At 44.9% G+C, this 26,841-nt stretch carries 25 protein-coding genes and 1 riboswitch; of the genes, 16 read left to right on the top strand and 9 right to left on the bottom strand.

Annotation, left to right across the window (positions count from 1 at the left end):
* The 6 genes from MOC09_RS14850 to MOC09_RS14825 all read left to right on the top strand — a co-directional run.
* A partial coding sequence (locus MOC09_RS14850) for a hypothetical protein (RefSeq protein ID WP_268370990.1) occupies positions 1–203 on the top strand: 203 nt, incomplete at its 5' end.
* Between the two features lie 42 nt (positions 204–245).
* Complete coding sequence (locus tag MOC09_RS14845; protein WP_268361698.1) at positions 246–860, top strand: trimeric intracellular cation channel family protein; 615 nt, start codon at positions 246–248, stop codon at positions 858–860.
* A gap of 186 nt (positions 861–1,046) precedes the next feature.
* Positions 1,047–3,371, top strand: a complete 2,325-nt coding sequence (gene helD / locus MOC09_RS14840; RefSeq protein WP_268370989.1) for an RNA polymerase recycling motor HelD — start codon at positions 1,047–1,049, stop codon at positions 3,369–3,371.
* 170 nt (positions 3,372–3,541) lie between these two features.
* On the top strand, positions 3,542–5,356 hold the full coding sequence (locus tag MOC09_RS14835) for an assimilatory sulfite reductase (NADPH) flavoprotein subunit (RefSeq protein ID WP_268361695.1): 1,815 nt from the start codon (positions 3,542–3,544) through the stop codon (positions 5,354–5,356).
* A 25-nt stretch (positions 5,357–5,381) separates the two neighbouring features.
* The gene (cysI, locus tag MOC09_RS14830; RefSeq protein WP_268370987.1) at positions 5,382–7,097 is read left to right on the top strand and encodes an assimilatory sulfite reductase (NADPH) hemoprotein subunit; all 1,716 of its coding nucleotides are present in this window, start codon (positions 5,382–5,384) and stop codon (positions 7,095–7,097) included.
* Between the two features lie 256 nt (positions 7,098–7,353).
* Positions 7,354–9,366 (top strand): Na+/H+ antiporter, encoded by a 2,013-nt coding sequence (locus tag MOC09_RS14825; protein WP_268361691.1) that lies wholly within the window; start codon positions 7,354–7,356, stop codon positions 9,364–9,366.
* On the opposite strand, the gene yvgO is transcribed toward MOC09_RS14825, so the two are convergent.
* The gene (yvgO, locus tag MOC09_RS14820; protein ID WP_268370986.1) at positions 9,326–9,862 is read right to left on the bottom strand and encodes a stress response protein YvgO; all 537 of its coding nucleotides are present in this window, start codon (positions 9,860–9,862) and stop codon (positions 9,326–9,328) included. The two genes, MOC09_RS14825 and yvgO, sit on opposite strands and share 41 nt — an antisense overlap.
* Before the next feature lie 222 nt (positions 9,863–10,084).
* Between yvgO and pgoN the strand changes: the two genes are divergently transcribed.
* Positions 10,085–10,915 (top strand): glyoxal/methylglyoxal reductase, encoded by an 831-nt coding sequence (gene pgoN / locus MOC09_RS14815; RefSeq protein WP_268361689.1) that lies wholly within the window; start codon positions 10,085–10,087, stop codon positions 10,913–10,915.
* 34 nt (positions 10,916–10,949) lie between these two features.
* On the opposite strand, the gene modB is transcribed toward pgoN, so the two are convergent.
* Both modB and modA read right to left on the bottom strand, forming a co-directional pair.
* The gene (gene modB, locus MOC09_RS14810) at positions 10,950–11,642 is read right to left on the bottom strand and encodes a molybdate ABC transporter permease subunit (RefSeq protein WP_268361687.1); all 693 of its coding nucleotides are present in this window, start codon (positions 11,640–11,642) and stop codon (positions 10,950–10,952) included.
* Entirely contained in the window at positions 11,614–12,396 is a 783-nt protein-coding gene (modA, locus tag MOC09_RS14805) for a molybdate ABC transporter substrate-binding protein (RefSeq protein WP_268370985.1), read from the bottom strand. Before modA ends, modB begins: the two co-directional genes overlap by 29 nt.
* A 110-nt stretch (positions 12,397–12,506) precedes the next feature.
* Between modA and MOC09_RS14800 the strand changes: the two genes are divergently transcribed.
* A complete protein-coding gene (locus MOC09_RS14800) occupies positions 12,507–13,433 on the top strand; it encodes a substrate-binding domain-containing protein (protein ID WP_268370984.1) in 927 nt (308 codons plus the stop codon).
* Between the two features lie 28 nt (positions 13,434–13,461).
* On the opposite strand, the gene MOC09_RS14795 is transcribed toward MOC09_RS14800, so the two are convergent.
* Positions 13,462–15,315, bottom strand: coding sequence for an LTA synthase family protein (locus tag MOC09_RS14795; RefSeq protein ID WP_268370983.1), 1,854 nt, complete (start codon positions 15,313–15,315; stop codon positions 13,462–13,464).
* A 98-nt stretch (positions 15,316–15,413) separates the two neighbouring features.
* On the bottom strand, positions 15,414–15,896 hold the full coding sequence (locus MOC09_RS14790) for a metal-dependent hydrolase (protein WP_268361678.1): 483 nt from the start codon (positions 15,894–15,896) through the stop codon (positions 15,414–15,416).
* A 165-nt stretch (positions 15,897–16,061) separates the two neighbouring features.
* Here MOC09_RS14790 and sspJ point away from each other — a divergent pair, with 165 nt between their 5' ends.
* Together sspJ and MOC09_RS14780 are read left to right on the top strand one after the other, a co-directional pair.
* A complete protein-coding gene (sspJ, locus tag MOC09_RS14785; RefSeq protein ID WP_003221612.1) occupies positions 16,062–16,202 on the top strand; it encodes a small acid-soluble spore protein SspJ in 141 nt (46 codons plus the stop codon).
* 116 nt (positions 16,203–16,318) lie between these two features.
* A riboswitch (Lysine riboswitch) is annotated at positions 16,319–16,498 on the top strand.
* A 102-nt stretch (positions 16,499–16,600) separates the two neighbouring features.
* Entirely contained in the window at positions 16,601–18,010 is a 1,410-nt protein-coding gene (locus tag MOC09_RS14780) for an amino acid permease (RefSeq protein ID WP_268361677.1), read from the top strand.
* An 82-nt stretch (positions 18,011–18,092) separates the two neighbouring features.
* Here MOC09_RS14780 and MOC09_RS14775 read toward each other — a convergent pair whose 3' ends face one another.
* The 4 genes from MOC09_RS14775 to MOC09_RS14760 all read right to left on the bottom strand — a co-directional run bounded on the left by MOC09_RS14775 (position 18,093) and on the right by MOC09_RS14760 (position 20,477).
* Positions 18,093–18,566, bottom strand: coding sequence for a DMT family transporter (locus tag MOC09_RS14775; RefSeq protein WP_268361675.1), 474 nt, complete (start codon positions 18,564–18,566; stop codon positions 18,093–18,095).
* Between the two features lie 10 nt (positions 18,567–18,576).
* Positions 18,577–19,005, bottom strand: a complete 429-nt coding sequence (locus MOC09_RS14770; RefSeq protein WP_268361673.1) for a DMT family transporter — start codon at positions 19,003–19,005, stop codon at positions 18,577–18,579.
* 75 nt (positions 19,006–19,080) lie between these two features.
* Complete coding sequence (locus MOC09_RS14765; protein WP_268361730.1) at positions 19,081–19,395, bottom strand: ArsR/SmtB family transcription factor; 315 nt, start codon at positions 19,393–19,395, stop codon at positions 19,081–19,083.
* A gap of 134 nt (positions 19,396–19,529) precedes the next feature.
* On the bottom strand, positions 19,530–20,477 hold the full coding sequence (locus MOC09_RS14760) for an iron-hydroxamate ABC transporter substrate-binding protein (protein ID WP_268370981.1): 948 nt from the start codon (positions 20,475–20,477) through the stop codon (positions 19,530–19,532).
* Positions 20,478–20,684: 207 nt separating this feature from the next.
* Here MOC09_RS14760 and MOC09_RS14755 point away from each other — a divergent pair, with 207 nt between their 5' ends.
* The 6 genes from MOC09_RS14755 (at position 20,685) to MOC09_RS14730 (ending at position 26,827) form a co-directional block, all read left to right on the top strand.
* Positions 20,685–21,731 (top strand): FecCD family ABC transporter permease, encoded by a 1,047-nt coding sequence (locus tag MOC09_RS14755; RefSeq protein ID WP_268361669.1) that lies wholly within the window; start codon positions 20,685–20,687, stop codon positions 21,729–21,731.
* On the top strand, positions 21,731–22,741 hold the full coding sequence (locus MOC09_RS14750) for an iron ABC transporter permease (protein ID WP_268370980.1): 1,011 nt from the start codon (positions 21,731–21,733) through the stop codon (positions 22,739–22,741). The genes MOC09_RS14755 and MOC09_RS14750 overlap by 1 nt, the downstream gene beginning before the upstream one ends.
* 15 nt (positions 22,742–22,756) lie before the next feature.
* Positions 22,757–23,566, top strand: a complete 810-nt coding sequence (locus MOC09_RS14745) for an ABC transporter ATP-binding protein (protein WP_268370978.1) — start codon at positions 22,757–22,759, stop codon at positions 23,564–23,566.
* Positions 23,567–23,738: 172 nt separating this feature from the next.
* Positions 23,739–24,932, top strand: a complete 1,194-nt coding sequence (locus tag MOC09_RS14740; RefSeq protein ID WP_268370976.1) for an efflux RND transporter periplasmic adaptor subunit — start codon at positions 23,739–23,741, stop codon at positions 24,930–24,932.
* Positions 24,916–25,605 carry an ABC transporter ATP-binding protein gene (locus MOC09_RS14735; RefSeq protein ID WP_268361664.1) on the top strand — a complete coding sequence of 230 codons (690 nt, stop codon included), beginning with the start codon at positions 24,916–24,918 and terminating at the stop codon, positions 25,603–25,605. Before MOC09_RS14740 ends, MOC09_RS14735 begins: the two co-directional genes overlap by 17 nt.
* A complete protein-coding gene (locus tag MOC09_RS14730; RefSeq protein WP_268370974.1) occupies positions 25,598–26,827 on the top strand; it encodes an ABC transporter permease in 1,230 nt (409 codons plus the stop codon). The genes MOC09_RS14735 and MOC09_RS14730 overlap by 8 nt, the downstream gene beginning before the upstream one ends.
* The last annotated feature ends 14 nt before the right edge of the window (positions 26,828–26,841 follow it).

Below are 26,841 nucleotides of genomic sequence, written 5' to 3'. Positions count from 1 at the left end.
CAATCACCGATAAACTATCGGCAATTGGCTGTTTAAAAGGTGTTTTGATCCCTGTCTCAAAAACGGGGGTCAGTCCCTATGCCGGGCGCTTTTTTAATCTCGAAAACTCATGCTCCATAGCGTTTGGTGTACTCCCTCTAAATTTATCTTTTTTTATCGTAAAAATGTTATTGATTTTACGCTGGAGCGATTATAAAATCTAGAGGTCGTCAGAAAATTTAACAAACATAAAGGGAGTCATCAGAATGGCTTGGGAGCTGCTTAGTGTGATTGGCATCATTGCGTTTGCAGTCAGCGGCGCAATTGTTGCGATGGAAGAGGAATATGATATTTTAGGAGTTTATATATTAGGGATTGTCACAGCCTTTGGAGGCGGAGCGATCCGTAATTTGCTGATCGGTGTTCCAGTATCAGCACTATGGGAGCAGGGAGCGTACTTTCAGATCGCGCTCTTATCCATAACGATTGTGTTTCTGTTCCCGAAGCTGCTGCTGAAGCATTGGAACAAGTGGGGCAATTTATCAGATGCGATCGGTCTCGCAGCCTTTGCTATCCAAGGCGCATTGTATGCCGTCAAAATGGGCCATCCGCTTAGTGCTGTCATCGTAGCAGCAGTGCTGACGGGAAGCGGCGGGGGCATCATTCGTGATCTTCTTGCCGGACGCAAGCCGCTTGTGCTGAAAGCAGAAATTTACGCGGTCTGGGCAGCTCTCGGCGGTTTAATCGTCGGCTTGGGCTGGCTTGGAAACTCGTTTGGCTTGTACGTACTGTTTTTTGTGCTTGTTGTTTGCCGCGTCTGCTCCTATATGTTTAACTGGAAGCTGCCAAACCGTTCTTTTCGTTTAGATAACTATCATTAAAAAAACCGATTTCAATTTGAAATCGGTTTTTTTGCATATAAATAACCCAAACCTTGATTGATATTGGGTGAATGTGCTAAGATAAATTGTATTTACTGATTTTTATCATATATTTATTATATGTATCCAATTATATTGTACAGTATTTCATCTGTGTTTGTCAACTATTTTCTGGAGGTGCCGTTCATGAATCAGCAGGATAAGGAATGGAAGGAAGAGCAGTTAAGAATAGATGAGGTGCTGCAGGAGCTTGGCAAAAAAGAGCGGTTTCTGGAAACGGCTGCAGACGGGTTAAAGCATGATGTTATCGGATTAAGAAAAAGCTTTTGGGAGGATGTTAGGGTTAATTTTGATGATGCCCATGAAGCGGTTGAAACGATGGCAAGCATTAAGCAGCAGGCAGAGCTGCTGTCTGATCGGGAACGGAATCATAGACATATGGATCAGCAGCTCAAACGAATTCATCAATTAAAAGCATCGCCTTATTTTGGCCGGATTGATTTTATTGAAAATGGTGAGGAGCAGGCGGAGCGGATTTATATTGGTTTAGCTTCCTGTATGGATGAAAAGGAAGAACACTTTCTGATCTATGACTGGAGGGCGCCGATATCAAGTATGTACTATAATTATTCCCCAGGAAAAGCGGAGTACGAAGTGCCCGGTGAAACGATAGAAGGGGAAATGGTGCTCAAACGCCAGTTTATCATCAAAAACGGCGCTCTCAAGGCGATGTTTAATACAGATATGACGATCGGCGATGAAATGCTGCAGGAAGTATTAAGCCATCACTCTGACACTCAAATGAAAAACATCGTGTCTACGATTCAGAAAGAACAAAACCAGATTATCCGTAATGAAAAAAGCAAATTCCTGATTGTGCAGGGAGCGGCTGGCAGCGGGAAAACATCGGCAGCGCTTCAGCGTGTCGCTTATTTGTTATACAGGCACCGCGGCGTTATTGATGCCGGACAAATCGTTTTATTTACTCCCAACTTCTTATTTAACAGCTATGTCTCCTCTGTTTTGCCTGAGCTAGGAGAAGAGAACATGGAGCAGGCGACATTTCAGGAATATATTGAGCTTCGGCTTGGCCGCAAGTTCCATTGTGAAAGCCCCTTTGATCAGCTCGAATATTGCTTGACAGAAACAAAGGAAGGCGACTTTCCAACAAGGCTTGCGGGAATCACATGGAAGGCGGGCTTATCATTTCAGCAATTCATTGATGAATACGTCACATGGCTGGCCTCTGAAGGGATGATCTTTAAAAATATCGTCTTTCGCGGAGAGAAATTGATCACTAAGGAAAAAATTAAATCCTATTTTTACTCACTGGATCAAAGCCAGTCCATTCCGAACCGGATGGAGCATACGGCCAAGTGGCTGCTGAGTGAGCTTAACAAGCTTGAGAAAAAGGAACGGCGTAAGGATTGGGTCGTTCAGGAAGCTGAGCTCCTCGATAAAGAGGATTACTTGGATGTGTACAAAAAACTGCAGGAAAGGAAACGATTCAGTGAGAGTACGTTTAACGATTATCAAAGAGAGCAGCAGCTCCTTGCCGCCATCATTGTGAAAAAGGCTTTCAAACCGCTCAAACAGGCGGTCAAACTCCTTGCATTTCTTGATGTAAAGCAGATGTATTTGCAATTGTTTTCCGGATGGGGAGGGGAATCTCGGCATGAGAAGATGGCAGCGCTAGGAGAGCTGACCCAATCGGCATTTGCGGAAAATAAATTGCTCTATGAGGACGCGGCGCCTTTTCTTTATATGCAGGATCTGATTGAAGGCAGAAAGAAAAATACGAAAATCAAACACCTTTTTATCGACGAAGCTCAGGACTATTCGCCGTTTCAGATGGCGTACATGAGAAGCATTTTTCCGGCTGCCAGCATGACAGTGCTCGGTGACATCAATCAGTCCATCTACGCCCATGCCATACACGGCGTTAAACGTATGGATGCGTGCTTTGAAGATGAACCGGCTGAATATGTTCGTTTAAAGAGAACGTACAGATCGACAAGGCAGATTGTCGAGTTTACGAAAGCAATGCTTCAGGACGGAGCGGACATTGAGCCTTTCAACAGAAACGGGGAAATGCCTATTGTTTTCAAAACCGAAGGACGTGAGGACCTGTGCCAAAAGCTAACGATAGAAATTGAACGGCTCAAGAAACAAGGACATGAAACGATAGCCGTTATATGCAAAACAGCGCAGCAATCCATACAGGCGCATGCTCACATCAGTGAGTATACAAATATCCGTCTGATTCATAAAGAAAATCAAACATTCCAAAAGGGAGTTTGTGTCATTCCGGTGTATTTAGCGAAAGGAATTGAGTTTGACGCAGTGCTTGTCTATGATGCGTCAGAAGAACATTACCAAACAGAGCACGACCGCAGGCTCTTATACACGGCCTGCACCCGTGCGATGCATATACTGGCGGTGTTTCATACAGGTAAGGCAAGTCCGTTTGTAACGGCTGTGCTGCCTCATTTATATCAGAATGCTGAATGAAGAGAAGGGAACCCTTCTCTTTTTTCTATTTAAATGAAACAAAGCGGTTTTATCATTAGGATTACTAATAGTTGTCATCATGTAAATATATTTTACTTAACCCGAGTATTCCGGTAAAGTTCAATTAGATGCAATTTTCGATCAGTTTATAACTTTGTGAGGTGGATACGTTGCAACTTCAGGTAATGAACAGTCCGTTTAATCAGGAGCAGGCAGAGCTCCTTAACCGCCTTCTGCCAACCTTGACCGAATCTCAGAAAATCTGGCTGAGCGGATATTTATCCGCGCAATCTGTTCCCGCCCAAGAAACTGCAGGGGCGCCGGCGGCTGTGTCTGCAGCAGCGGCGGCACCAGCCGTTTCAAAAGAGGTAACCGTTCTTTACGGTTCACAGACAGGCAACGCACAGGGGCTTGCAGAGAATGCCGGCAAGCAGCTCGAGCAGCGCGGTTTTCAAGTGACCGTCTCCTCCATGAGCGATTTTAAGCCGAATCAGCTGAAGAAAGTAAATAATCTTTTAATCGTTGTCAGTACGCACGGTGAAGGCGATCCGCCTGATAACGCGCTATCATTTCATGAATTTCTGCATGGAAGACGGGCGCCTAAGCTTGAAGATCTTCGTTTTTCTGTTTTGGCGCTTGGTGACAGCTCGTACGAATTCTTCTGCCAGACAGGGAAAGAATTTGATCAGCGCTTAGAAGAGCTCGGCGGAAAACGGATTTCTCCGCGCGTTGATTGCGATCTTGATTATGATGAGCCGGCAGCCGAGTGGCTTGAGAGCGTATTTGAAGGGTTAAGTGAAGCCGGGGGCGGAAGTGCCGCACCTGCGCCAGCAGCAACGCCTCAAACCGGTGAGTCTTCGTATTCCAGAACAAACCCGTTTCGGGCTGAAGTGTTAGAAAATTTAAATTTGAACGGCAGAGGGTCGAATAAAGAAACACGCCATGTGGAGCTTTCTCTGGAAGGCTCTGGCCTGACTTACGAGCCAGGTGACAGCCTCGGCGTTTATCCGGAAAACGATCCGGAGCTTGTTGATCAGCTGCTGAAGGAAATGAATTGGGACCCTGAAGAAATTGTGACGCTTAATAAGCAAGGCGATGTCCGCCCGCTGAAAGAGGCGCTGATTTCTTACTTTGAGATTACCGTTCTCACAAAACCGCTTCTTGAACAGGCAGCCCAGCTGACGGGAAGCGATGAGCTTAGAGCGCTTTTAGCCCCGGGAAATGAGGGGAATGTAAAAGCGTATATAGAAGGACGCGATTTGCTTGATCTCGTCCGTGATTATGGCCCGTTCAGTGTATCGGCGCAGGAGTTTGTCTCGATTCTGCGAAAAATGCCGGCCCGCCTTTATTCGATTGCGAGCAGTTTATCCGCAAATCCGGATGAAGTGCATTTAACAATCGGCGCAGTCCGCTACGATGCGCATGGCCGAGAACGTAAAGGCGTCTGCTCGATTTTATGCGCGGAGCGTCTGCAGCCGGGAGATACATTGCCGGTTTATGTCCAGCACAATCAAAACTTTAAGCTTCCGAAAGATCCTGAAACGCCGATTATCATGGTCGGCCCAGGGACAGGCGTCGCGCCGTTCCGTTCCTTTATGCAGGAGCGAGAGGAGACAGGAGCCGAAGGAAAAGCGTGGATGTTCTTTGGCGATCAGCACTTTGTCACAGATTTCCTTTACCAGACAGAGTGGCAGAAGTGGCTCAAAGACGGTGTGCTGACAAAAATGGATGTGGCATTTTCCCGTGATACGGAAGAAAAAGTATATGTGCAGCACCGCATGCTTGAACAGAGTGCAGAGTTATTCGAATGGCTTCAAGAAGGCGCGGCTGTTTACATTTGCGGTGATGAAAAGCATATGGCGCATGACGTCCATCACACATTGCTTGAGATTATCGAGAAAGAAGGCAATATGAGCCGCGAAGAAGCGGAAGCTTATCTTGCCGACATGCAGCAGCAAAAACGCTATCAGCGTGATGTATACTGATTTGACTTGAAAGGGGTTTTTCAACATGGTGACCAAAATCTTAAAAGCACCGGACGGCGCTCCAAGTGATGTTGAACGCATTAAAAGAGAAAGTGACTATTTGCGCGGCACACTGAAAGAAGTCATGCTGGATCGGATCAGTGCCGGAATTCCGGATGATGACAACCGCCTGATGAAACACCACGGCAGTTATTTGCAGGATGACCGTGACCTCCGCAATGAACGCCAAAAGCAAAAGCTTGAGCCGGCATATCAATTTATGCTGCGCGTGCGTATGCCAGGGGGCGTTTCAACGCCTGAGCAATGGCTTGTCATGGATGATCTATCTCAGAAATATGGGAACGGCACATTAAAATTGACGACACGTGAAACGTTCCAAATGCACGGAATTTTGAAATGGAATATGAAGAAAACCATTCAGACGATCCACTCGGCTCTTTTGGATACGATCGCAGCCTGCGGGGACGTAAACCGCAACGTGATGTGCGCATCAAACCCTTATCAGTCTGAAATCCACTCAGAGGTATACGAGTGGTCTAAAAAATTAAGTGATGACCTGCTGCCACGGACGAGGGCATATTATGAAATTTGGCTTGATGAGGAAAGAGTGGCCGGCACGCCGGAGGAAGAAGTCGAGCCAATGTACGGACCGCTCTATCTGCCTCGGAAATTTAAAATCGGTATTGCTGTTCCGCCGTCTAATGATATTGATGTCTTTTCACAAGATCTCGGATTCATTGCGATTGTCGAAGATGGCAAACTGATCGGTTTTAATGTGGCAATCGGCGGCGGTATGGGAATGACGCATGGCGACACAGCGACATATCCGCAATTAGCCAAGGTGATCGGTTTCTGCCGTCCTGAGCAAATGTATGATGTTGCTGAAAAAACGATTACGATTCAGCGTGATTACGGAAACCGCTCTGTCCGCAAAAATGCGCGTTTTAAATACACGGTTGACCGCCTCGGCTTAGAAACAGTAAAAGAGGAATTGGAAAACCGCCTCGGCTGGCGCCTGGAAGAAGCGAAGCCGTATCATTTCGATCATAACGGCGACCGCTACGGGTGGGTTGAAGGCATTGAGGATAACTGGCATTTTACGCTGTTTATCGAAGGCGGCCGTGTGACAGATTACGATGATTATAAACTGATGACAGGCTTGCGGGAAATTGCCAAAGTCCATACAGGAGAGTTCCGTCTGACAGCCAACCAGAACTTGATTATCGCGAACGTTTCAAGCGATAAAAAAGAAGAGATCAGTGCGTTAATCGAGCAATACGGACTCACTGACGGCAAGCATCATTCGGCGCTCCGGCGCAGCTCGATGGCGTGCGTCGCTCTTCCGACCTGCGGATTGGCCATGGCTGAAGCTGAACGATATTTGCCGACACTTTTAGATAAGATTGAAGACATTATTGATGAAAACGGCCTTCGTGAACAGGAAATCACCATTCGCATGACAGGATGCCCGAATGGATGTGCACGCCATGCGCTCGGAGAAATCGGATTTATCGGAAAGGCGCCGGGCAAATATAATATGTATCTTGGCGCTGCATTTGACGGGAGCCGTTTAAGCAAAATGTACCGGGAAAACATCGGTGAAGAGGAGATTTTAAACGAGCTTCGCGTCCTGCTTTCCCGTTATGCGAAAGAACGCGAGGAAGGCGAGCATTTTGGTGACTTTGTCATCCGCGCAGGCATCATTAAAGCAACGACTGACGGCACGAATTTTCACGATTAATACAGGGAAACGAGAGGCAGGGAATAGCTCCCTGTCTCTTTTGGTCTGGAATTTGCTCTGCGGCAAAAAAGTTCACTATGAGCATATCATGAGAAATAATACCCTAAAAAGGGTACTATAAAAGAAGACAAGTGTGGAGGGAACTCCTGCGACATCATATATCGGATGCAAGGCCATCCTAGCCTCAGCCTCTTTTAGACAAGCAGAATCATTGATTCATCATGTACTAACACAACAGACGAAGGAGGTCATGTATTTGGACATATTTTTAGTCGTTCTCGTTTTATTAACGATTATTGCGATATCCAATATCGTAAATCGGTTTATTCCGTTTATTCCCGTGCCTCTGATTCAGGTGGCGCTTGGGATTCTTGCCGCCTCATTTCCCCAGGGGCTTCATTTTGAATTAAACACCGAATTGTTTTTTGTTTTGTTTATCGCACCCCTTCTATTTAATGATGGGAAGAGAACGCCGCGGGCAGAGCTTTGGAATTTAAGGGCTCCGATTTTGTTGCTTGCACTCGGTCTTGTATTTGCGACTGTAATTGTAGGAGGCTACACAATTCACTGGATGATTCCTGATATTCCGCTGGCAGCGGCTTTCGGACTTGCGGCCATTCTTTCACCAACTGATGTCGTCGCTGTCAGCGCATTATCAGGAAGAGTGAAAATGCCAAAAGGGATTCTTCGCTTGCTTGAAGGGGAAGGGCTGATGAATGACGCATCAGGTCTGGTGGCCTTTAAGTTTGCGATTGCGGCAGCAGTGACTGGAGCATTTTCATTAGCGCAAGCGGCTGTCAGCTTTGTCTTTATTTCTCTCGGAGGTTTGCTGTGCGGGGTTGTCATTTCGTTCTTGATTATTCGTTTCCGCCTCTTCCTGCGCCGTCTAGGTATGCAGGATGTCACGATGCATATGCTGATTCAAATTCTGACGCCGTTTGTGATCTATTTGGCAGCAGAAGAAATCGGCGTTTCCGGGATTTTGGCCGTTGTGGCGGGAGGTATTACCCATGCAGTGGAACAGGATCGTCTGGAATCAACGATGATCAAGCTGCAAATCGTCTCCTCAAGTACGTGGAACATTATTTTATTTATTTTGAACGGCCTGGTATTCGTGATTCTCGGAACGCAGATTCCAGACGTCATTTCTGTCATTTTTAACGACACCGCTATCAGCAACATGAAGGTGATCGGCTATATTCTAGTCATCACATTTACGTTAATGCTCCTCAGATTTTTGTGGGTGCTGTTCTTCTGGAACGGCAAGTGGTTCTTTAATAAAGATCAGAACATCTATAAACCGGGTATTCGTTCCACGCTGTTAATTTCGATTTCTGGTGTGCGCGGAGCTGTAACGCTTGCAGGTTCTTTCTCCATTCCGTATTTCCTGGAGGACGGCACGCCGTTTCCAGAAAGAAACCTGATTCTCTTTCTAGCAGCCGGTGTCATTTTATGCACACTTGTTATTGCCACCGTTGTCCTGCCGCTTCTGACTGAAAAAGAAGAAGAGGACGAGGAACGAAACAAGAAGCTGCTGACGGCGAGACGCAAATTGATCAAAACAGCTCTCCAAACGATTAAAGAAGACATGAATGATACAAACAAAACGGCCTCCCTTGCGGTGATAGCTGAATACAATGAGAAAATGAAAAATCTTCGTTTTCAGCAATATACATCAACTAATCGCATCAAAAGGCAAGAGCGAAAAGTCCGTGCACAAGGGGTTAAGGCTGAGCAAGAGGCATTGATGAAAATGCTGGAGCGGGGAGACATCCCGGAAGAAACGGCAAACGTGCTGCAAGAACGATTTAATGAGTTGGAAATTTTGTATGCCAACCCGTTTAAGGTCGGATTATCAAAAACAAGGCTTAAGCGGCTGATGTATTGGATTTTCTTCGGTGAGCATAAAAAGCCGGAGATGTCGATTTTAAATGAAGCAGGGTTGATACGGGCAACAAGAGTGAAAACGGCAAAAGCAGCGATAGAATATTTGGAAAAACATAAGGCAGATGAACATAAAGAAGTATTTTTGTCTGTCATTTCATTCTATAAACAGCTCATTTTCAGGTTGGAGCACAGCCATCATGAGCTGAAATCAAGCGCCCATTTTGAAAATCAGAAGCTGGAAGTGAAGCTGAAGGCTGTGCAGGCAATCAGAAATGAAATTCAAACGCTCTTTGAGGAGGGAGAAATTTCCCGGGATATCTCCCATGAGCTTCGCCAATACATTAATGATGTGGAAGCCGCCATGCTTGAAGGCGGCGAATAGATGCAGTAAAAAAAGGACGATGGAAATTGACAGTGCTGCCATCCCGGTCGAACCAGCCTCTGAAGGCCCAGTTGATCCAGCCGCCATCACCTTTGTTTGTAAAGGATCCGTCTTCAAATACCCAAATGCCGTACGTAATGCCGTCGTAAACGGCAGAACCGTAAAATTGCACACCGTTTAAGTGATCTTCATATTCCTGGCTTAAATTAAATACCATGACATTGTATTTTTGGCCGGAAGCGTAAAAGGAAGACTCCATGAGGTTTTTCACAAATCCATCCCGGTTCTGTGCGGATTTAATGGCGTCGGCAATCTGATTGGCAATGCCAAGCACATCAAGGTTTACATTTAAACCGACCTCAGTGGCAGTTGTTCCGGCTGCTGTTGTCTGCGAGATCTTCGGAGCGGGGTTTTCTTCAGCTGAAGCTAGGGACAAAGGGGCAATTGTCAAAGCGGCGCCAAGTCCAAGTGTCATTGGAATACGAACACGTTTCAATGTAGTTCCTCCTTTGTTTATTGTTGGTTACATTATTCGCATACCCCGCTAGCTTCTTCTATAATCTCAATATTGTTAAAATAGGAAAAAAATAGTACACCAGTTTAACCGTGCTGTAAAAAAAGAAGCAAAAAGAGGCTCTTAAGCGTATTATTGGTATCGGCTGAGAGGAATGTGAGATAATATAGACGCTTACATTTCAGTGAAAGGGTGGATGTTCAAGTGCCAACAAGTTTAAAAGATACTGTAAAGCTACATAACGGAGTTGAAATGCCGTGGTTCGGTCTTGGTGTTTTTAAAGTAGAAAACGGAAGTGAAGCGACTGAATCTGTGAAAGCGGCGATTAAAAACGGCTACCGCAGCATTGATACAGCAGCTGTCTACAAAAATGAGGAAGGCGTTGGCATCGGAATCAAGGAATCCGGTGTGGCAAGAGAAGAGCTCTTCATTACATCAAAAGTATGGAATGAGGATCAAGGCTATGAAACAACGCTTACTGCCTTTGAAAAAAGCCTTGAAAGACTTCAGCTTGATTACTTAGATCTATATTTAATCCACTGGCCTGGCAAGGATAAATATAAAGATACATGGCGCGCGCTTGAAAAGCTGTACAAAGACGGCAAAATCCGCGCGATCGGCGTCAGCAACTTCCAAGTTCATCATTTAGAAGAGCTGTTGAAAGATGCTGAAATCAAACCGATGGTGAACCAAGTAGAATTTCACCCGCGTTTGACACAAAAGGAATTAAGAGATTACTGCAAAGCGCAAGGCATCCAGCTTGAGGCGTGGTCTCCGCTCATGCAGGGACAGCTTCTGGATAACGAAGTGCTCGCAGAGATTGCTGAAAAACACAATAAATCTGTGGCTCAAGTCATTTTGCGCTGGGATCTTCAGCATGAGGTTGTAACCATTCCAAAATCCATTAAAGAACACCGTATTATCGAAAACGCTGATATTTTTGATTTCGAATTGTCTCAAGAAGACATGGACAAAATTGACGCATTAAACAAAGATGAGCGTGTCGGCCCAAATCCCGATGAGCTTCTGTTTTAATGAAAAACTCCCCGTCATGGCACGGGGAGTTTTTTTAGTTTGTTTTTTTCTGTTGAATGAAAAACAGCATGAAAAAGGAAATGACAACAATACAGACCACCCACGCCCAGGCAAGAGCATTGTTGCCGGAATCCAATGCGACATAAATGGCCGTCGGCAGTGTTTGCGTAACACCCGGAATGTTCCCTGCAAACATGAGTGTTGCGCCAAATTCTCCAAGCGCCCGCGCAAGGCTGAGGATGCTTCCGGTCAGTAATGAAGGATAGGCGAGCGGGACGGAAATATGGATAAATACCTTCCATCTGCTTGCGCCGTCTACCATTGCCGCGCCCTGTATATCGGGATCGATGTCAGCAAATCCGGTTTTGGCGGATTGATACATAAGCGGAAAGGCGACAACAGCAGAAGCAATCACAGCGGCCCACCAGGTAAATATGACCGGCTGATGAAAGAACCACTCGATGGCTTGTCCGACGAAACTGTGCTTTCCGAAAATGACGATCAAGATAAAACCAACAACTGTAGGCGGAAGGACGAGCGGAAGCATAAAAAAAGTTTCGAGAGCCGTTTTTCCGAAAAATGATGCCCGCGACATCCAAGCTCCAGCCAGTGTTCCGAGAATAATAACAACAATTCCGGCAACTGCCGCCACTTGAAAGGAAAGCACAACAGGTGTGAAAAATTCTGAAGCGCTTATGCTATTCGGCAGTAAAACCATATTTCTCAAATACTTTCATTGCTTCATCAGTTTGCAGATAATCGTAAAATTTCTGTGCTTCCTTACGGTGTTTTGTAGCTTTTACAATTCCTAACGGATAGACAATCGGGCTGTGTGTATCTGCTTTTGCCTCGTCAATTATTTTGACCTTTTTTGAGATCAGTGCGTCTGTTTTATAAACAACGCCTGCATCCACATTGCCGGTTTCGACATAAGAAAGAACTTGGCGAACGTCTTTTCCGTAAACGATCTTATCCTTCACTTTGTCCCATAGAGACAGTTTTGTCAGTGATTCTTTCCCGTAAGCTCCTGCCGGTACGGATTCCGGTGTGCCGAGGGCGATTTTTTCTGAGTCAGCCAGATTGCTGAAGTTTGTGACAGGTGACTCTCCGTTTTTCGGCACGATCAGCACAATTTCATTGCCGACTAAATCAGTGCTGTCTTTTTTTGCGATATCCCCATCATCCACCAGCTGTTGAAATTTATCTTCAGCAGCTGAGAAAAACAGATCTGCCCCTGCTCCTTGAGAAATCTGTTTTTGCAAAGTGCCAGATGAGCCATAGTTATCTTGGATTGTAATGTTTTCATGTTCTTTTTCATAGTTCTTTTGAATTTCCTCAAGTGCATCCTGCGCACTGGCGGCAGCTGAGACGGTTAACGTTACTTTTTTCTCGCTGTCTGTTGAAGATTGGTTTGCAGAGCAGCCTGCTGCAAGCACGAAAGCGGTTAAGGCTGCTGTTAACATGGAATACTTTTTAAACATGATTGCACCCCTTATGATTAGTTATATCTAATTATAACTGATTATGTTTGGTTCATGTGGGTTTTTTTACATTCGATGAAAAGGTATAATAAAATAGGAGAGTGATGATGATGAATGAAACCACTTCCTATACGATAGAAGAAGTTGCAGGTCTGCTGAAGGTGTCAAAGCTGACCGTTTATGATTTGATTAAAAAAGGCATGATCCCTGCTTATCGTGTCGGCAGGCAGATGCGTGTGGACGAAGCAGATTTAAAGCAATATAAGATGAATATGAGAATGGCTCAGCCCATTGCTGTTGCTGAAGAGCCGAAAATGATGCAGGAGGCGGAGCCGGACGGCAGACCGAATGTCATGATCAGCGGACAGGACATTTCAATGGATCTGCTCAGCAAACATTTGGAGAAGGTCATTCAGGAGACGCCGCTCCGCAAATATAAAGGAAGCTTAAATAGCCTGATTGATATGTATCAGGGCAAGTGTGACATTGTCAGCGTGCACTTGTACGATGCAGAAACGGGCCAGTATAATACGCCTTATGTCAAACGGATTTTGTCGGGGGAGCCGTTTTGTCTGATCAACGCCGTTCTCCGCAAAGCAGGACTCTATGTTCAAAAAGGAAATCCAAAAAATATTCAAGGCTGGGAAGACTTGAAAAGAACTGATATCCTGATCATCAATAGAGAAAAGGGGTCTGGCGCAAGAGTGCTCCTTGATGAACAGCTTCGCCTGCTTGGTGTGAACCCGGCTGATGTAAAGGGATACAGTGATATCGCGACCGATCATTACGCTGTCGCTTCACAAGTCTCAAGCGGACAGGCTGACGCGGGAATCGGAGCGCAGCATGCTGCACATATGGGCAATGTTGATTTTATCCCGCTCATTGATGAACAATATGATATCGTCGTTTTGAAAAAACATGAGCAGCTGCTGAAGGCCGTAAAGGAGATCTTGAATTCTGAGGAATACAAGGCGAATCTGTCTCATTTAAATGGCTATGAAACGAAGCTGACCGGCAAAGTAATAGCTGAAACGTAAAAAATCCCTCTGTAATAGAGGGATTTTTTTATTCATAAAAACGGAGCAGGTCACCGTTTAAAATTTTATCAGAGAGAGACAGTTCTTCGTTTGCTTTCTCCTTATAAGGAAGGCACGCCTCCCGATCTTCCAGCACTTCTCCTGTTTTTTGGCTGTAGCACGTGTTTTTCGTGTATACATAATCGTTTGTAATAAAGCTCCCGTTTCTCAGCACGGCGAATGGGGTGCGGTCGTCTGACAGCAAATCATTGCCGAATTGAATATCACCCTTTGTATTAACGCCGAGCAAATGCATCAGCGTTGGCCTGACATCGACCTGTCCTCCGGCATCAGAGATGGTTTCCGGCTTTTGATCTGTGATTCCCGGGATATGTATGATAAACGGCACCCGCTGGAGCTGAACGTTGTCAAATGGCGTGATTTCATCCTTCCCTAAAAACTCAGCCATCGCCTCATTATGGGCTTCTGAAATACCGTAATGATCTCCCATAAATACAATCATCGAATTTTCGTATAAGCCTTCGTCTTTCAGTCTTTTGATAAAATGCTTTAATGCTTCATCTTCATAACGCACTGTGGTCACATAGCGGTTTAACAGGTCGCTGCTTGAGTCATATTCATCAATCAGCTGATCCTTTTCATCAATCTCAAACGGAAAATGATTCGTTAACGTGATGAAGCTGCTGTAGAACGGCTGCGGCAGGCTTTTGAGCTTGCCGGCTGACTGCTCTAAAAATTCTTTGTCCTTTAAGCCCCAGCTTGTCGATGTTCCGGGGGTGACATGGAAGTCATTCACATCAAAAAAGCGGTCAATCCCAAATGTTTCATACATCACATCTCTGTTCCAAAATGTTTTATGGTTGGCATGAAAAACGGCTGAATAATAATCATGTTGTTTCAGTGAGTTATACATCGTATGAAATTGATGGTCGCTTTTCGTGAAAAAGACAGCACCGCTAAGAGAAGGATACAGGGAATTAGCGACGATGAATTCTGAATCAGATGTTTTGCCTTGCTCTGTTTGCTGATAGAAATGATCAAAGTAATAGCTTTTTTTGATGAGATCATTCATATACGGGGTAATTTCTTTTCCATTTACCTTTTTATTCAGAACAAAGCTTTGAGTCGATTCAAGTGTCACAAAGATCACATTGCGTCCTTTTGCCAGCCCGAATTTGCGTTGGTCAGGCTTGCTGTAATCAGCCTCTGTGTAGTTCTTAATCGCAGTCATGCTGTCTTCGTCTGCGAATGCTTTCGCGCTGATATTAACAGTCTGAGAAATTGTGTCGTAGATATGGAACTGAAACAGGCCAATGCTTTTGACGAGCATTTCCCGATCAAAGGTATGCGCCAAAAGCTTCGGCTGCTGTACTTCTGCAAGTGCCAGGGTGCATAAAATCATGCCGCAGGATGCTGCATAGTACCGTTTAATTGTACGGGGGGCAGCTTTTATCTGCGGGCGCTTCTCTTTTCGGGCAAGCAGCAGAAGAAAAGCCAAATCCGCAAATAGGGCGATAAACAGAGGATTGAACAGTTCTTTTACACTGCTGCCCATATCGCTCATGTTACTGGCCTGAAATAAAACCGGGATGGTAATAAAATCGATATAAAAGCCGTAAAAAATCGTATTGGAGATCAAGATAACAGTCAGAACCAAATTGGCAACCAGCAAAAAGACCCGCTGCTTGTTTTCTTTCAGAAGCAGGCCGATCCCGAATAAAGGGAGGATAAAGCTGAGCGGGTTGGTCAGCAAAATCAGCTCCTCCAACAGAGTATCGATCTGCAAATCAAAGCCCAGTTTATAGATCACATACGTTTTGATCCACATGAATACAATCGAAAAACATAAAAAACGCTGATTGTGAAAAAAGGTTCCTTTCATCAATATGACTCCTCACGTTTTCTTGATCTCTGCATGAAATGCTTCTTATGTAAAACCTACTAAAAACAGTCCATTCAGACAAGTATTAGCACTTATGTTTAAAACATGCGCCCATGGAACAGCATATAAAAATAATAACATGAAGCAATTGTCAAGCCGGCTAACACAAGCTGCTCAGAAAAACTGCCTGTCTTCATATATAATGGGAGCCGCACGCGAATCGTAGAAGGGAATAATAATTTGATTCCGTTCACCGTCCAGGCGTCAAGGATTAAGTGGCTCGCCATTCCGATCATCAGCCCGGCCGATATGTTTTTATCTGGAATATATGTGGCTGTGATAAAAAACATGATGAGCAGAAACAGCAAGCTGTGCGTAAAGGTTCTGTGGCCAAAAATGGAGCTGACCGCTTTCGATAAGATAGGAAATCTTCTCCCGATTTTGCTTTGTGTGTGGCAGATATCGGGAATTAATGCTCCAACCGCGCCGGACGCAGCCATAAGCACTGGATCAAATCCATAATAATAAGCCGCTGCCGTACAAGAAGCGATGCCTCCCATGATGTGTGTTTTTCCTGTCATTTCCCGCTTCTCCTTTTATCTTTTGCAAAAATCTCTGAATTACAAATATATCAAGAGAATGTATGTTTGATCAACAGGACTTTGGACGATAAAAATTTCCCGCATAATTTTTAAGGAAAAAGGCATCTTAAGCATGTACCTATTTTTCTAAAAGAGGTGATTCGAATGGGTTTCTTTAATAAAGATAAAGGAAAACGTTCCGAAAAAGAGAAAAACGTAATCCAGGGAGCTCTTGAAGATGCGGGCTCAGCTCTAAAAGATGATCCGCTTCAAGAAGCTGTGCAGAAAAAGAAAAATAATCGATAACCACATGCGGATAGAGCTTGGCTCTATCCGTATTTTCCATCTGTTCCCTTTGACAGATCATCCTTTCTTTGATAACCTTCTGGGAGTAACTGAATAATTAAATCCTCACTCTTTCTCAGTGAGGTAGAGGTTGCGCGGATGATGAGTCACACATGCCAGGCTGACAGGGGCTGTTAAACATGTGTAAAAGGCATCAGCGCCGAAGTGTGGAGAAAGCCGATCCTTCTCTATGCTGGGACTGTATCTGAATAAGTGCAGGACTGCCGCGTGCTTTTTCGCGGAGGGCTATCCGGAGATCAAGGGTGTGTGTTTCTTTAAGCATGGACTTTTGTTCAGGCTTTTTTGCGTTTATATGATCTCGGGGTCTGGTCCGTACAAAGAATCATGGAGGTACTGGAATGGAACAGACAAAAAAATGGGGTTTTTGGTTATTAACGGCGTTTGTCGTTGGAAATATGGTTGGATCAGGAATTTTCTCCCTGCCGAGCTCGCTTGCTTCAATCGCGAGTCCGTTTGGCGCGACGTCCGCCTGGCTTTTGACAGGTGCCGGTGTGCTGATGATCGCGCTTGTTTTTGGGCACTTGTCCATCCGCAAGCCTGAGCTGACAGCGGGACCGCAAAGTTATGCAAGAGCGCTGTTCTCTGATCCGAAGAAAGGGAACGCTGCCGGTTTCACAATGGTATGGGGCTACTGGGTAGCGAGCTGGATCAGTAACGTGGCGATCATCACAAGTCTCGCCGGTTACTTGACTTCGTTCTTCCCGATCTTGGTTGATAAACGTGAAATGTTTTCGATCGGCGGGCAAGAGGTGACACTCGGCCAATTGCTGACGTTTGCTGTATGTACGATCCTGTTATGGGGAACGCACACGATTCTCGTTGCAAGCATTAACGGTGCAAGTAAATTGAACTTTGTTACAACGCTTTCTAAAGTTTTAGGTTTTGTCTTCTTTATCGTTGCCGGATTGTTTGTGTTTCAAACAACATTATTCGATCATTTTTATTTTCCGGTTCAAGGAGAAAACGGCACAAACATTGGAATTGGCGGTCAGGTGCATAACGCCGCGATTTCTACACTGTGGGCGTTTGTCGGAATTGAATCAGCGGTAATCCTATCCGGCCGTGCACGCTCTCAGCGTGATGTAAAACGGGCGACAATTACCGGCTTGCTGATTGCCTTAAGCATTTATATTATTGTCACTTTAATTACGATGGGTGTTCTGCCGCATGATAAGCTTGTCGGCTCTGAAAAACCTTTCGTTGATGTGCTGTATGCGATTGTCGGTAACGCGGGAAGCGTGATTATGGCACTTTTGGCTATTCTTTGTTTATTCGGAACGATGCTCGGCTGGATTTTGCTTGGCTCAGAGGTTCCATATCAAGCTGCTAAAGCAGGGGATTTCCCGGCATTCTTTGCAAAAACGAATAAAAAGGGAAGTCCGGTTATTGCACTGATTATTACAAACGTTATGTCACAGGTCTTCATTTTCTCGGTTATTTCCCGGACAATAAGTGACGCATTTACGTTTTTAACGACAGCGGCAACGCTTGCGTATTTAATTCCGTATTTGGTATCAGCGATCTACAGCTTAAAGCTTGTCATCAAAGGCGAAACGTATGACCAGCTGAAAGGCTCCCGTGTAAAAGACGGATTGATTGCGATATTAGCGTGTGCGTACTCAGTGTTTGTTATCGTAACAGGCACAGCAGATTTAACGACATTTATTCTCGGCATCGGATTGTTCTTTGTCGGTCTGGCGATTTATCCGTTTGTGATTAAGAAATTCTCGAAAGAAAAACAAGCATAATAATCCGAAAAGGTACATCTTGTTTAGCTTCTAAATAGGTTTTCTTTTCAATGAAAAACGCTGCAATATCGATTGCAGCGTTTTATTTACGTTGTGTTTGTTTTTCATCGTTTGGGCGTTTATTTCCTTTATAGATAAAATAAAGGGCAATCAACATAAAGAGTAATGCAAAAAAACGTTTCAAATCTAAAGGTATGGCTAAACTATTAAACCAGCCAAAATGGTCAATAATCAATCCAATGACAAGCTGGCCAATAATCCCAGCAATATTCGTTGCAATGACCCCGATTCTTGGTACAGCCATAACAGTTAGAAGCAAATACATCGTTCCCAAAAATGCAGCGCTTAACTGCCATTTAGGCGCTTCTAGTATAGCAAGCACATCTCCATGACCGAAAAAAAGAATAAAAATGACAAGAAACATGAATCCGGTTATAAAGGTTAAGAGTGTTGTTTCAATTGTTCCAGCTTTTCGGCTAAAGGAGCCATTAATAGACGATTGCGCACTTAATGTGATCCCGCCTAATAAAGTGAATAAAATCATCAATATACCCATTTCAGGCCTCCTAGTAAATTAAAATAAGAGCAATAATCATCGAAATAACTGCACATATTTTTTCTTTATTGATTCTCGTTTTCTTGCTGCCAAGCCAACCATAATGTTCAATAATCATACTCATGATTAATTGGCCGATAATGACTGCTACCATGGTGAGTCCAACACCAACAAAAGGAACACTAATCACAATTGATGTTAAATAGACAACACCTAAAACCCCTCCAAGAAGTGACCATTTCGGTGCTTCAGCAGCATATGAAAGTTTCCCTTTTCCAAAAAATATCCACAGTAAACCCATAATGATTGACCCCATCAAGAAATTATAAAAACTAGTCTCCAGTTGGCCTATTGTTTTCCCTAGTTCACCGTAGATTGCTCCCTCAAAACTAAGTGCTGACCCTGCTAATAATGCCAGTATATATGCAATGTAACGCATTAAATCCTCTCCTTATATATTCAAATATCTAGAATTTTCGATATTAAGCGGATTGAAAAACAGAAATCATCCATCTTAGATTTCTGTTTTAAAATACTCAGCTATCTGCTGAATCACTTGTTCATTTCTTCTGTAATAGGTCCATTGGCCATAACGAACAGATTCAAGCAGGCCGGCATTTTGCATCAAATGTAAGTAATGTGAAACTGTAGATTGAGAAGCTTTGGCTTTTTCTTGTATATCCCCTACACATACCCCTCCTTTAACACTGACCTCCTTCGGCAGGTGAGCGCCTTGTTTAGGGAAATGCTTCTCTGGTTCCTTCAGCCAATGCAAAATGTTCAGCCGAGTTTCATTTGATAAGGCCTTGAATACATCGATCGGTTTCATGGTCATATTATATATCGATTTTTTTCGATATGTCAAATTCAAGTTATTGAAGCGAATTAGGTACTGTTTACTGTGAATCGTGCCATTCTTTTTTAATAATAAGTAAAGAGCCGCATCTAAGGCGGCTCCTTTGTTTATTTTGTTAGGCTTTCTGTAATAAACTTCAGTTGGCCTTCTAATGAAATCGGGTCAGAGAAATAGAATCCGATCGGATCCATCTTGTAGACATGGCCATTTTTAACGGCATTCAGGTTCTTCCAAATGGAGCTTTCAAAAACGCCGCCATCGTCACCGCCAGATTGCCATGGGCCTGCGAAAATATAATCTCCGGCGAAGTCAGGGAGCTTCTCTAATGAAATACTTGTATATCCAGGCCCCTGGTCAATGGCTTTTTCTTTTGTCAGCTTGGTCGCCTGCAGGCCGAGATCTTTGTAAATGATGCTTCCGCCTCTTCCGAAATCTTTACCGAAGACGTAAATGTCTTTTCCGTTCGTTTGCATAATGGATATGGTTTTGTCACCGACGGCTTTTTTGATTTTTGTTTTAGCCGGCGCCACTTTTTTATCCCACTCAGCCAGCCATTTTTCTGCTTTATCTTCAGTTCCCGTCATTTTTGCGAATTCTTTCAGCTGTTCGATATTGTCGAGCTTATCGTATTTTACCGCAACAGTCGGCGCAATTTTTTCCAGTTTTTTCATATCAGCGCCTTGCGTTGTCCAGACGATAATCAAATCTGGGTTCAAATCGATGACTTTTTCTACGGAAGTGCCGTCTCCGATGTTTGTGACACCGTCGGTTTTTCCTTTGTAATATGGGTTTTTAAATACATTCTCAGGCGCACCGACAACGTTGATGCCAAGTGTTTTGAAGTACCCGTAGTAGCCGTCAGCCATGACAACCACCCGTTTAGGGTGCTTGGGAATTTTTACATTTCCGTTTTCAGCCTTGTATGTAAAGGTTTCTTCGCCTTTTGAATCAGAGGAAGAGCCTTTGCTTTCTGAGTTATTCCCGCAGGCTGCCAGCGCTGCAATCAATAGCAGAGCGAAAAACGCGGCTCCGAGTTTCTTATATGTATGGGTCATATCTCATACCTTCTTTCTGATAAAAATAGATGATAAAGAGAATCATTATCGATGTGATTATACCACTACAAGTGCCAGTTGACACGATATTTTTTGCAATTATATTCTCATTTTTGTTCAAAACGCTCTATTACATCAGCAGAAAAAAGTGATATACTGGAACAGCAATTGATAATCATTATCAGTATCAGAAAGGAAGTACGGCTGTTGAGTCAAAAGAAAAATATACCGACGATATCAGAAGAAATCCAATGGACGTCAAGGTCATTCAGCGCGGTCATTGTGCTTATTGCAGGGCTATGCTTGTTATGCCTTGGCGCACTTTTATCCATATCCCTCGGTGCTGCGGATATTCATTTGCGTACTGTATGGGACGCCATCTTTCATTTCCAGCCGAAAGAGACGTCCCACCAAATTATACATGATCTTCGGCTGCCGAGAACGGCTGCTGCTGCGCTTGTCGGCGCTTTGTTAGCGGTGTCGGGGGCAATCATGCAGGGGATGACAAGAAACCCATTGGCGGAGCCTTCGATTATGGGGGTCACCTCGGGCTCTGCGTTTGCCGTTTCGATTGCATTTGCCTTTTTTCCCGGGCTCTCTGCTATGGGCCTTGTGCTATGGTCCTTTGCAGGAGCGGGGCTTGGGGCATCAACGGTAATGGGCATCGGCATGTTTTCACGGGGCGGACTTACACCTGTAAAGCTTGCGCTGGCGGGAACAGCAGTTACGTATTTCTTTACCGGCATTTCAACCGCCATTGCCATCCGCTTTGATGTCGCTCAGGATATCAGCTTTTGGTACGCAGGCGGGGTAGCGGGTGTGAAATGGTCAGGAGTCCACCTTTTGCTTATTGCAGGGGCTGTCGGTTTGAGTCTTGCGTTGATCATCGCCCGGTCTGTGACAGTGTTAAGTCTTGGTGACGATCTGGCGAAAGGGCTTGGACAATACACATCAGCAGTGAAACTGATTGGCATGCTTGTCGTTGTCATTTTGACGGGAGCTGCGGTTTCTATTGCCGGCACCATCGCATTTATCGGTTTAATTATTCCGCATGTGACCCGGTTTTTAGTCGGTGTCGATTATCGGTGGATCATTCCTTGCTCGGCGGTGCTGGGCGCTGTTTTGCTTGTTTTTGCTGACATTGCGGCAAGACTTGTAAACGCGCCCTTTGAAACGCCTGTCGGTGCGCTGACCTCTCTCATCGGCGTTCCCTTTTTCTTTTATTTGGCGCGTCGTGAAAGGAGAGGGCTGTAATGAAAACAAATACGAAAAAACCGCTCGTTGTCTTGGCTGTAACCCTTCTGCTCATCGTGCTGGTCTTTTTTATCAGCCTGAATCTGGGCGTTATCAAAATTGCACCGCTTAAAACGCTCCAGGTCTTTTTTGGCCAGGGAACGGCACGTGATGAGCTTGTTTTATTTGAGTTCAGGCTGCCGCGGATCATCCTTTCCTTGCTCGTTGGTGCAGGAATCGCTGTTGCCGGGGCCATTTTGCAAAGCGTGGCTCAAAATGATCTGGCTGAGCCTGGTATTCTCGGAATTAACGCCGGTGGCTCACTTGCTGTTGTACTTTTTATTTACTTTTATCAAGGATCAGCTTCAGATCTCAGCTTTTTCGGAACATTTATGCTGCCGTTCAGCGCTTTGGCAGGTGCAATCCTCGCCGCGTTTCTCATTTATCTTTTGGCTTGGAAAAAAGGCGTGACACCGATTCGGCTGATTTTAGTCGGCATTGGGGTGAATGCCGGATTCAACGCCATGTTGCTGATTTTTCAGCTCAAGATGGACCCTCATGATTTTATGCAAGCCGCAGTTTGGATATCCGGCTCGATATGGGGGGCGAACTGGAATATGATCTGGGCGATCCTGCCTTGGATTGTAGTCTTGCTCCCGTTTACTTTATATAAGGCACGTTATTTGAACATTTTGCAGCTAGGAGACCAGTTAGCGACCGGGCTGGGTACTGCTGTTGAAAGGGAGAGACGAATTCTTCTTCTCGCAGCAGTCACGCTTGCCGCTTCATGCGTGGCAGCTGCAGGCGGGATCGCGTTTCTCGGATTGATTGCGCCGCATGTGGCAAGAAGGCTTACCGGTCCCCGCCACCAGACGCTGATACCGGTCTCCGCCTTTATCGGCGCATTTCTGTTTTTGCTTGCTGATACGCTGGCGAGAAATGTATTGGCACCGTCGGAAATTCCGGTCGGACTTGTCATTTCTGTGTTAGGTGCGCCTTACTTTATATATTTATTGATGAAAGCGAACTAGAGGAGGGGGCCGAATATGAATTCATTATCAACGGAGCAGCTTGGAATCGGATATGGCGATAGGGTGATTGTAGAAGATTTAAATATATCGATTCCTAAAGGGAAAATTACCACCTTAATTGGCCCGAACGGCTGCGGGAAATCAACGATTTTAAAAACAATGTCCAGAATTATGCGTTCACATGCAGGTGCCGTCTATTTAAACGGCAAAGCGATTCATAAAATGTCTACAAAGGACATTGCGAAAGATATGGCGATACTGCCGCAGACACCTGAAGCGCCTAGCGGTTTAACGGTGTATGAATTGGTATCGTACGGCAGGTTTCCGCATCAATCAGGATTCGGCAGATTAAATGATGAAGACCGCCAAATTATCAAATGGGCGCTTGAAGAAACAGGCATGGCTGAATTCGCTGACCGTCCGATTGAGGCACTGTCAGGCGGACAGCGACAGCGTGTGTGGATTGCCATGGCGCTTGCGCAAGGGACAGAACTGCTGCTGCTGGATGAACCCACCACGTATCTTGATCTTGCACATCAGCTTGAAATTCTGCAGCTGCTTGACAGACTCAACAAAGAGCAGGGGCGGACGATTTTAATGGTCATTCACGATCTTAACCATGCGGCCCGTTTTTCTCATTATATGATCGCGCTCAAAAAAGGCACGGTGATCAGGGAAGGCACCGCACTGGAAGTTATGACCCCGGACATTTTGAAGCAAGTATTTCAGATTGATGCCGAAATCGTGACTGATCCACGCACAAATAAACCTGTATGCTTGACCTATGACCTGATTAAAAACGAAAAAATGCTTCTTTCAGTGTGAGAAAAATCCCGGTTCAAAGCCGGGATTTTTTATTTTCGGCCGTGAAAAATACCATTTTTTTATTTGGTTTTATCCTTTCAATAAAAAGATTGCAAGTCTTTTTGAATTAATAGATAATATTGGTTAGAATGTTTCGAAAATATTACATTGTTTACAGAAAGAGGAGATCGTTGTGTCCAAGAAGAAAAAATGGCTTATTGGCGGTGCAATATGTGCCGGAGTGCTTGTATTGGCAGGGATCGGCGCCGGCGGTTTTTACTTTTTTACCCACAAGAACCAAGTTGCCGTATCATCAGAGCCCAATGCTGAATCGGTAGCGGTATACATGGGCGGAGAATCAGAATCAGGCCAAACGTTTTCTGGAAAGGTTGAACCTGAGAAACAGCAGAAAGTATACATAGATTCAGAAAAAGGCAGCATTAAAAAAACATACGTCAAAGAAGGCGACCAGGTCAAAAAAGGCGATAAGCTTTTTGAGTATGAGGGTGAGGATCATTCTGACGAAGTTGAGCAAGCCAATTTGCAAATCGAAATGACAAACCTGCAAATCAGCCGTTTGCAAAAATCAATTACGGAAACGGAAAAGAAACTGAAAACGGCCGGGAAAGAAGAGAAATCACAGCTTCAAGATGAACTTGATCAGGCCAATTTCGATTTGAAAACAAGCCAGCTTGAACTGAAGCAGCACCAAAAGGAGCTTGCTGCCCTGACGAAAAACAAAGGTTCCAATGTCATTACAAGCAAGCATGACGGGATCGTTCAAAGCGTCAATCAGGATATCGCTGACGGGGCAACAGGTGACCAGGCAGCAGGACCGTATATCCAAATTGTTTCGACGGGCAAATATCTAGTCAAAAGCCAAATCAATGAGCTGTTAATGGACACTATCAAAAAAGGCAGCAAAGTGAGAGTCACGCTGAAAACAGGCGGTGAAGGCGAGTGGAAAGGAAAGGTCACCTCGATTGGCAAGCTTCCTGCGGGAGCAGGCGAGGGAGAGGAATCAGAAAGTTTTGCTGAAGAAGAAATGAATCCTCAATCCTCTAACTATCCTTTCACCATTTTATTAGACAGCCATAAGGGTCTTGAAGTCGGCTATCATGTCAACATCGAAGTAATGAGTGATGATGCTGATGCGGACAAGATCAAGCTGCCGTCCGACATGGTGATTCAGGATGATGGCGAACCGTATGTGTGGAAAGCTGATGAGGAGCAGAAGGCGATCAAACAGCCTGTTGAAATCGGGGAGACTGATGAAAATGACATGGTAGAAATTAAGAGCGGCCTGACGCCGGAAGATTATGTGATCTATCCTGATCCCGCGGTCAAGGAAGGAAAGCAGGTTACAGTCAATGCTGACACTGAATAATATTTCGAAATCGTACAAGCTGGGAAAAGAAGAAGTTCCAATCTTGAAACATATCAATCTGACTGTCCAGGCTGGTGAGTTCCTGGCTATTATGGGGCCTTCCGGTTCTGGAAAGTCAACGCTGATGAATATCATCGGATGCTTGGACAGGCCGACCTCCGGAACCTATACGCTTGACCAGATAGATATTTTGAAAGGGAAAGACGGTGCCTTAGCCGAGATACGCAACGAATCAATCGGATTTGTGTTTCAAACCTTTCATCTCCTGCCGCGCCTGACCGCGCTGCAAAATGTCGAGCTGCCGATGATCTACAATAAAGTGAAGAAAAAAGAGAGAAGGCAAAGAGCTTATGAAGCGCTGGAGAAGGTCGGTTTAAAAGACAGGGTCTCTTACAAGCCGCCAAAGCTGTCCGGCGGACAAAAGCAGCGGGTGGCGATAGCGAGGGCTCTTGTCAATCAGCCAAGGTTTATTTTAGCTGATGAACCTACCGGGGCGCTTGATACCAAATCAAGCGAACAAATTTTGTCGCTGTTTTCTGAACTCCATCAGGAAGGCAAGACCATTATTATGATTACCCATGACCCGGACGTCGCCAAAAAAGCTGACAGAACGGTTTTTATCAGGGATGGAGAACTGGTATTAGATGAGAGAGGGGACATCAGCCATGCTTGAAAATATCCGAATCTCCTTTCAATCGATCTTCTCTCATAAATTAAGATCGATTCTGACAATGCTCGGTGTCATTATCGGCATAGCGGCAATTATCGCAATTGTTTCGATGCTGAAGGGCCAAAGCGAGCAATTAAAGCAAAGCATGATCGGCATGGGAAATAACGCCATCAATGTTGTCTACCAGCCGTCGGGCGGGGAAGAGGAGGGCGGCGGCTCTCAGGTTTCATATACGTCCGCTCCGCCTGTAGCCGAAGAAACAGTAAAAGCGATTAAATCTGATCCTATGGTCAAAGGATTATCCTTATATTATTTGTCTGAAGGCGCTAGTGTTTTTCACTTAACAAATGCCTCATACCCTCAAGTGTACGGAGTTGACGATGATTACTTCGATATGTTCCCAATCCGTATAACTGAAGGGAGAAAACTGACAGAACACGATTTAAACAGTACACACCAAGTGGTGATGATCAATGAAGCTGCAAGAGATGAACTGTTTCCAGACGGAGACGCGCTGCATAAAAACATTGAGATGAATGGTGTGCCGTTTAAGGTTGCAGGCGTTTTTAAAGAAAAAAATCAGCAGGAAAGCATGTTTGAAGGAGATTACGCAAACCCGGTGTTGTATGTTCCGAAAAAAGTGTGGCCGCTCATTGAAGGATTTGATGCACCAACGCAAATTGCCGTACAGGCCGATTCTTCTGAGCATATCCAAGAAGCCGGTGTAATGGCTGCGGATCTTTTAAACCAAGGGCTGTCAGATGCTGAGCTGGAAAAAGCAGAGTACAGTGTGATGGATCTTCAGGAGATCGCGCAGGAAGTGGAATCCTTTAATCAGTCATTTGCATTGCTGCTTGGCGGAATCGCCAGTATTTCACTTTTGGTTGGCGGTATCGGCGTCATGAACATTATGCTCGTTTCCGTAACGGAGCGCACGAGGGAAATCGGGATTAAGAAAGCGCTCGGTGCCAAGCGGCGTGTGATTTTATTTCAATTTTTAACTGAGGCTGTCGTGCTGACAAGTATTGGCGGAATACTCGGTGTGCTGGCAGGCTTCGGCATTGCTAAGCTGCTGACGGTCGTTTTTCCGATGCCTTTTATTGTCTCCGTTCCGGCGGTTGTCGGAGCACTTATCTTTTCAATGGCAGTCGGCATTATTTTCGGCTTGCTGCCGTCCATCAAGGCATCGAAGCTTCAGCCTGTAGACGCGCTTCGCTATGAATAAAAAGAACGCATCCA

This window comes from Bacillus sp. N12A5, from assembly GCF_026790125.1.
In the GTDB taxonomy this organism is placed as follows: domain Bacteria; phylum Bacillota; class Bacilli; order Bacillales; family Bacillaceae; genus Bacillus.
The sequence above is the reverse complement of the archived record's forward strand: the minus strand, read 5'-3'. Positions and strand labels throughout refer to the sequence as shown.

What these genes read in the sequence shown, in the direction of transcription:
- MOC09_RS14845 (WP_268361698.1), top strand. Translation starts at nt 246, where the DNA reads ATGGCTTGGGAGCTGCTTAGTGTGATTGGCATCATTGCGTTTGCAGTC.
- helD (WP_268370989.1), top strand. Translation starts at nt 1,047, where the DNA reads ATGAATCAGCAGGATAAGGAATGGAAGGAAGAGCAGTTAAGAATAGAT.
- cysI (WP_268370987.1), top strand. Translation starts at nt 5,382, where the DNA reads ATGGTGACCAAAATCTTAAAAGCACCGGACGGCGCTCCAAGTGATGTT.
- modA (WP_268370985.1), bottom strand. Translation starts at nt 12,396, where the DNA reads ATGTTTAAAAAGTATTCCATGTTAACAGCAGCCTTAACCGCTTTCGTG.
- MOC09_RS14800 (WP_268370984.1), top strand. Translation starts at nt 12,507, where the DNA reads ATGAATGAAACCACTTCCTATACGATAGAAGAAGTTGCAGGTCTGCTG.
- MOC09_RS14795 (WP_268370983.1), bottom strand. Translation starts at nt 15,315, where the DNA reads ATGAAAGGAACCTTTTTTCACAATCAGCGTTTTTTATGTTTTTCGATT.
- MOC09_RS14790 (WP_268361678.1), bottom strand. Translation starts at nt 15,896, where the DNA reads ATGACAGGAAAAACACACATCATGGGAGGCATCGCTTCTTGTACGGCA.
- sspJ (WP_003221612.1), top strand. Translation starts at nt 16,062, where the DNA reads ATGGGTTTCTTTAATAAAGATAAAGGAAAACGTTCCGAAAAAGAGAAA.
- MOC09_RS14780 (WP_268361677.1), top strand. Translation starts at nt 16,601, where the DNA reads ATGGAACAGACAAAAAAATGGGGTTTTTGGTTATTAACGGCGTTTGTC.
- MOC09_RS14775 (WP_268361675.1), bottom strand. Translation starts at nt 18,566, where the DNA reads ATGGGTATATTGATGATTTTATTCACTTTATTAGGCGGGATCACATTA.
- MOC09_RS14770 (WP_268361673.1), bottom strand. Translation starts at nt 19,005, where the DNA reads ATGCGTTACATTGCATATATACTGGCATTATTAGCAGGGTCAGCACTT.
- MOC09_RS14765 (WP_268361730.1), bottom strand. Translation starts at nt 19,395, where the DNA reads ATGAAACCGATCGATGTATTCAAGGCCTTATCAAATGAAACTCGGCTG.
- MOC09_RS14760 (WP_268370981.1), bottom strand. Translation starts at nt 20,477, where the DNA reads ATGACCCATACATATAAGAAACTCGGAGCCGCGTTTTTCGCTCTGCTA.
- MOC09_RS14750 (WP_268370980.1), top strand. Translation starts at nt 21,731, where the DNA reads ATGAAAACAAATACGAAAAAACCGCTCGTTGTCTTGGCTGTAACCCTT.
- MOC09_RS14745 (WP_268370978.1), top strand. Translation starts at nt 22,757, where the DNA reads ATGAATTCATTATCAACGGAGCAGCTTGGAATCGGATATGGCGATAGG.
- MOC09_RS14735 (WP_268361664.1), top strand. Translation starts at nt 24,916, where the DNA reads ATGCTGACACTGAATAATATTTCGAAATCGTACAAGCTGGGAAAAGAA.
- MOC09_RS14730 (WP_268370974.1), top strand. Translation starts at nt 25,598, where the DNA reads ATGCTTGAAAATATCCGAATCTCCTTTCAATCGATCTTCTCTCATAAA.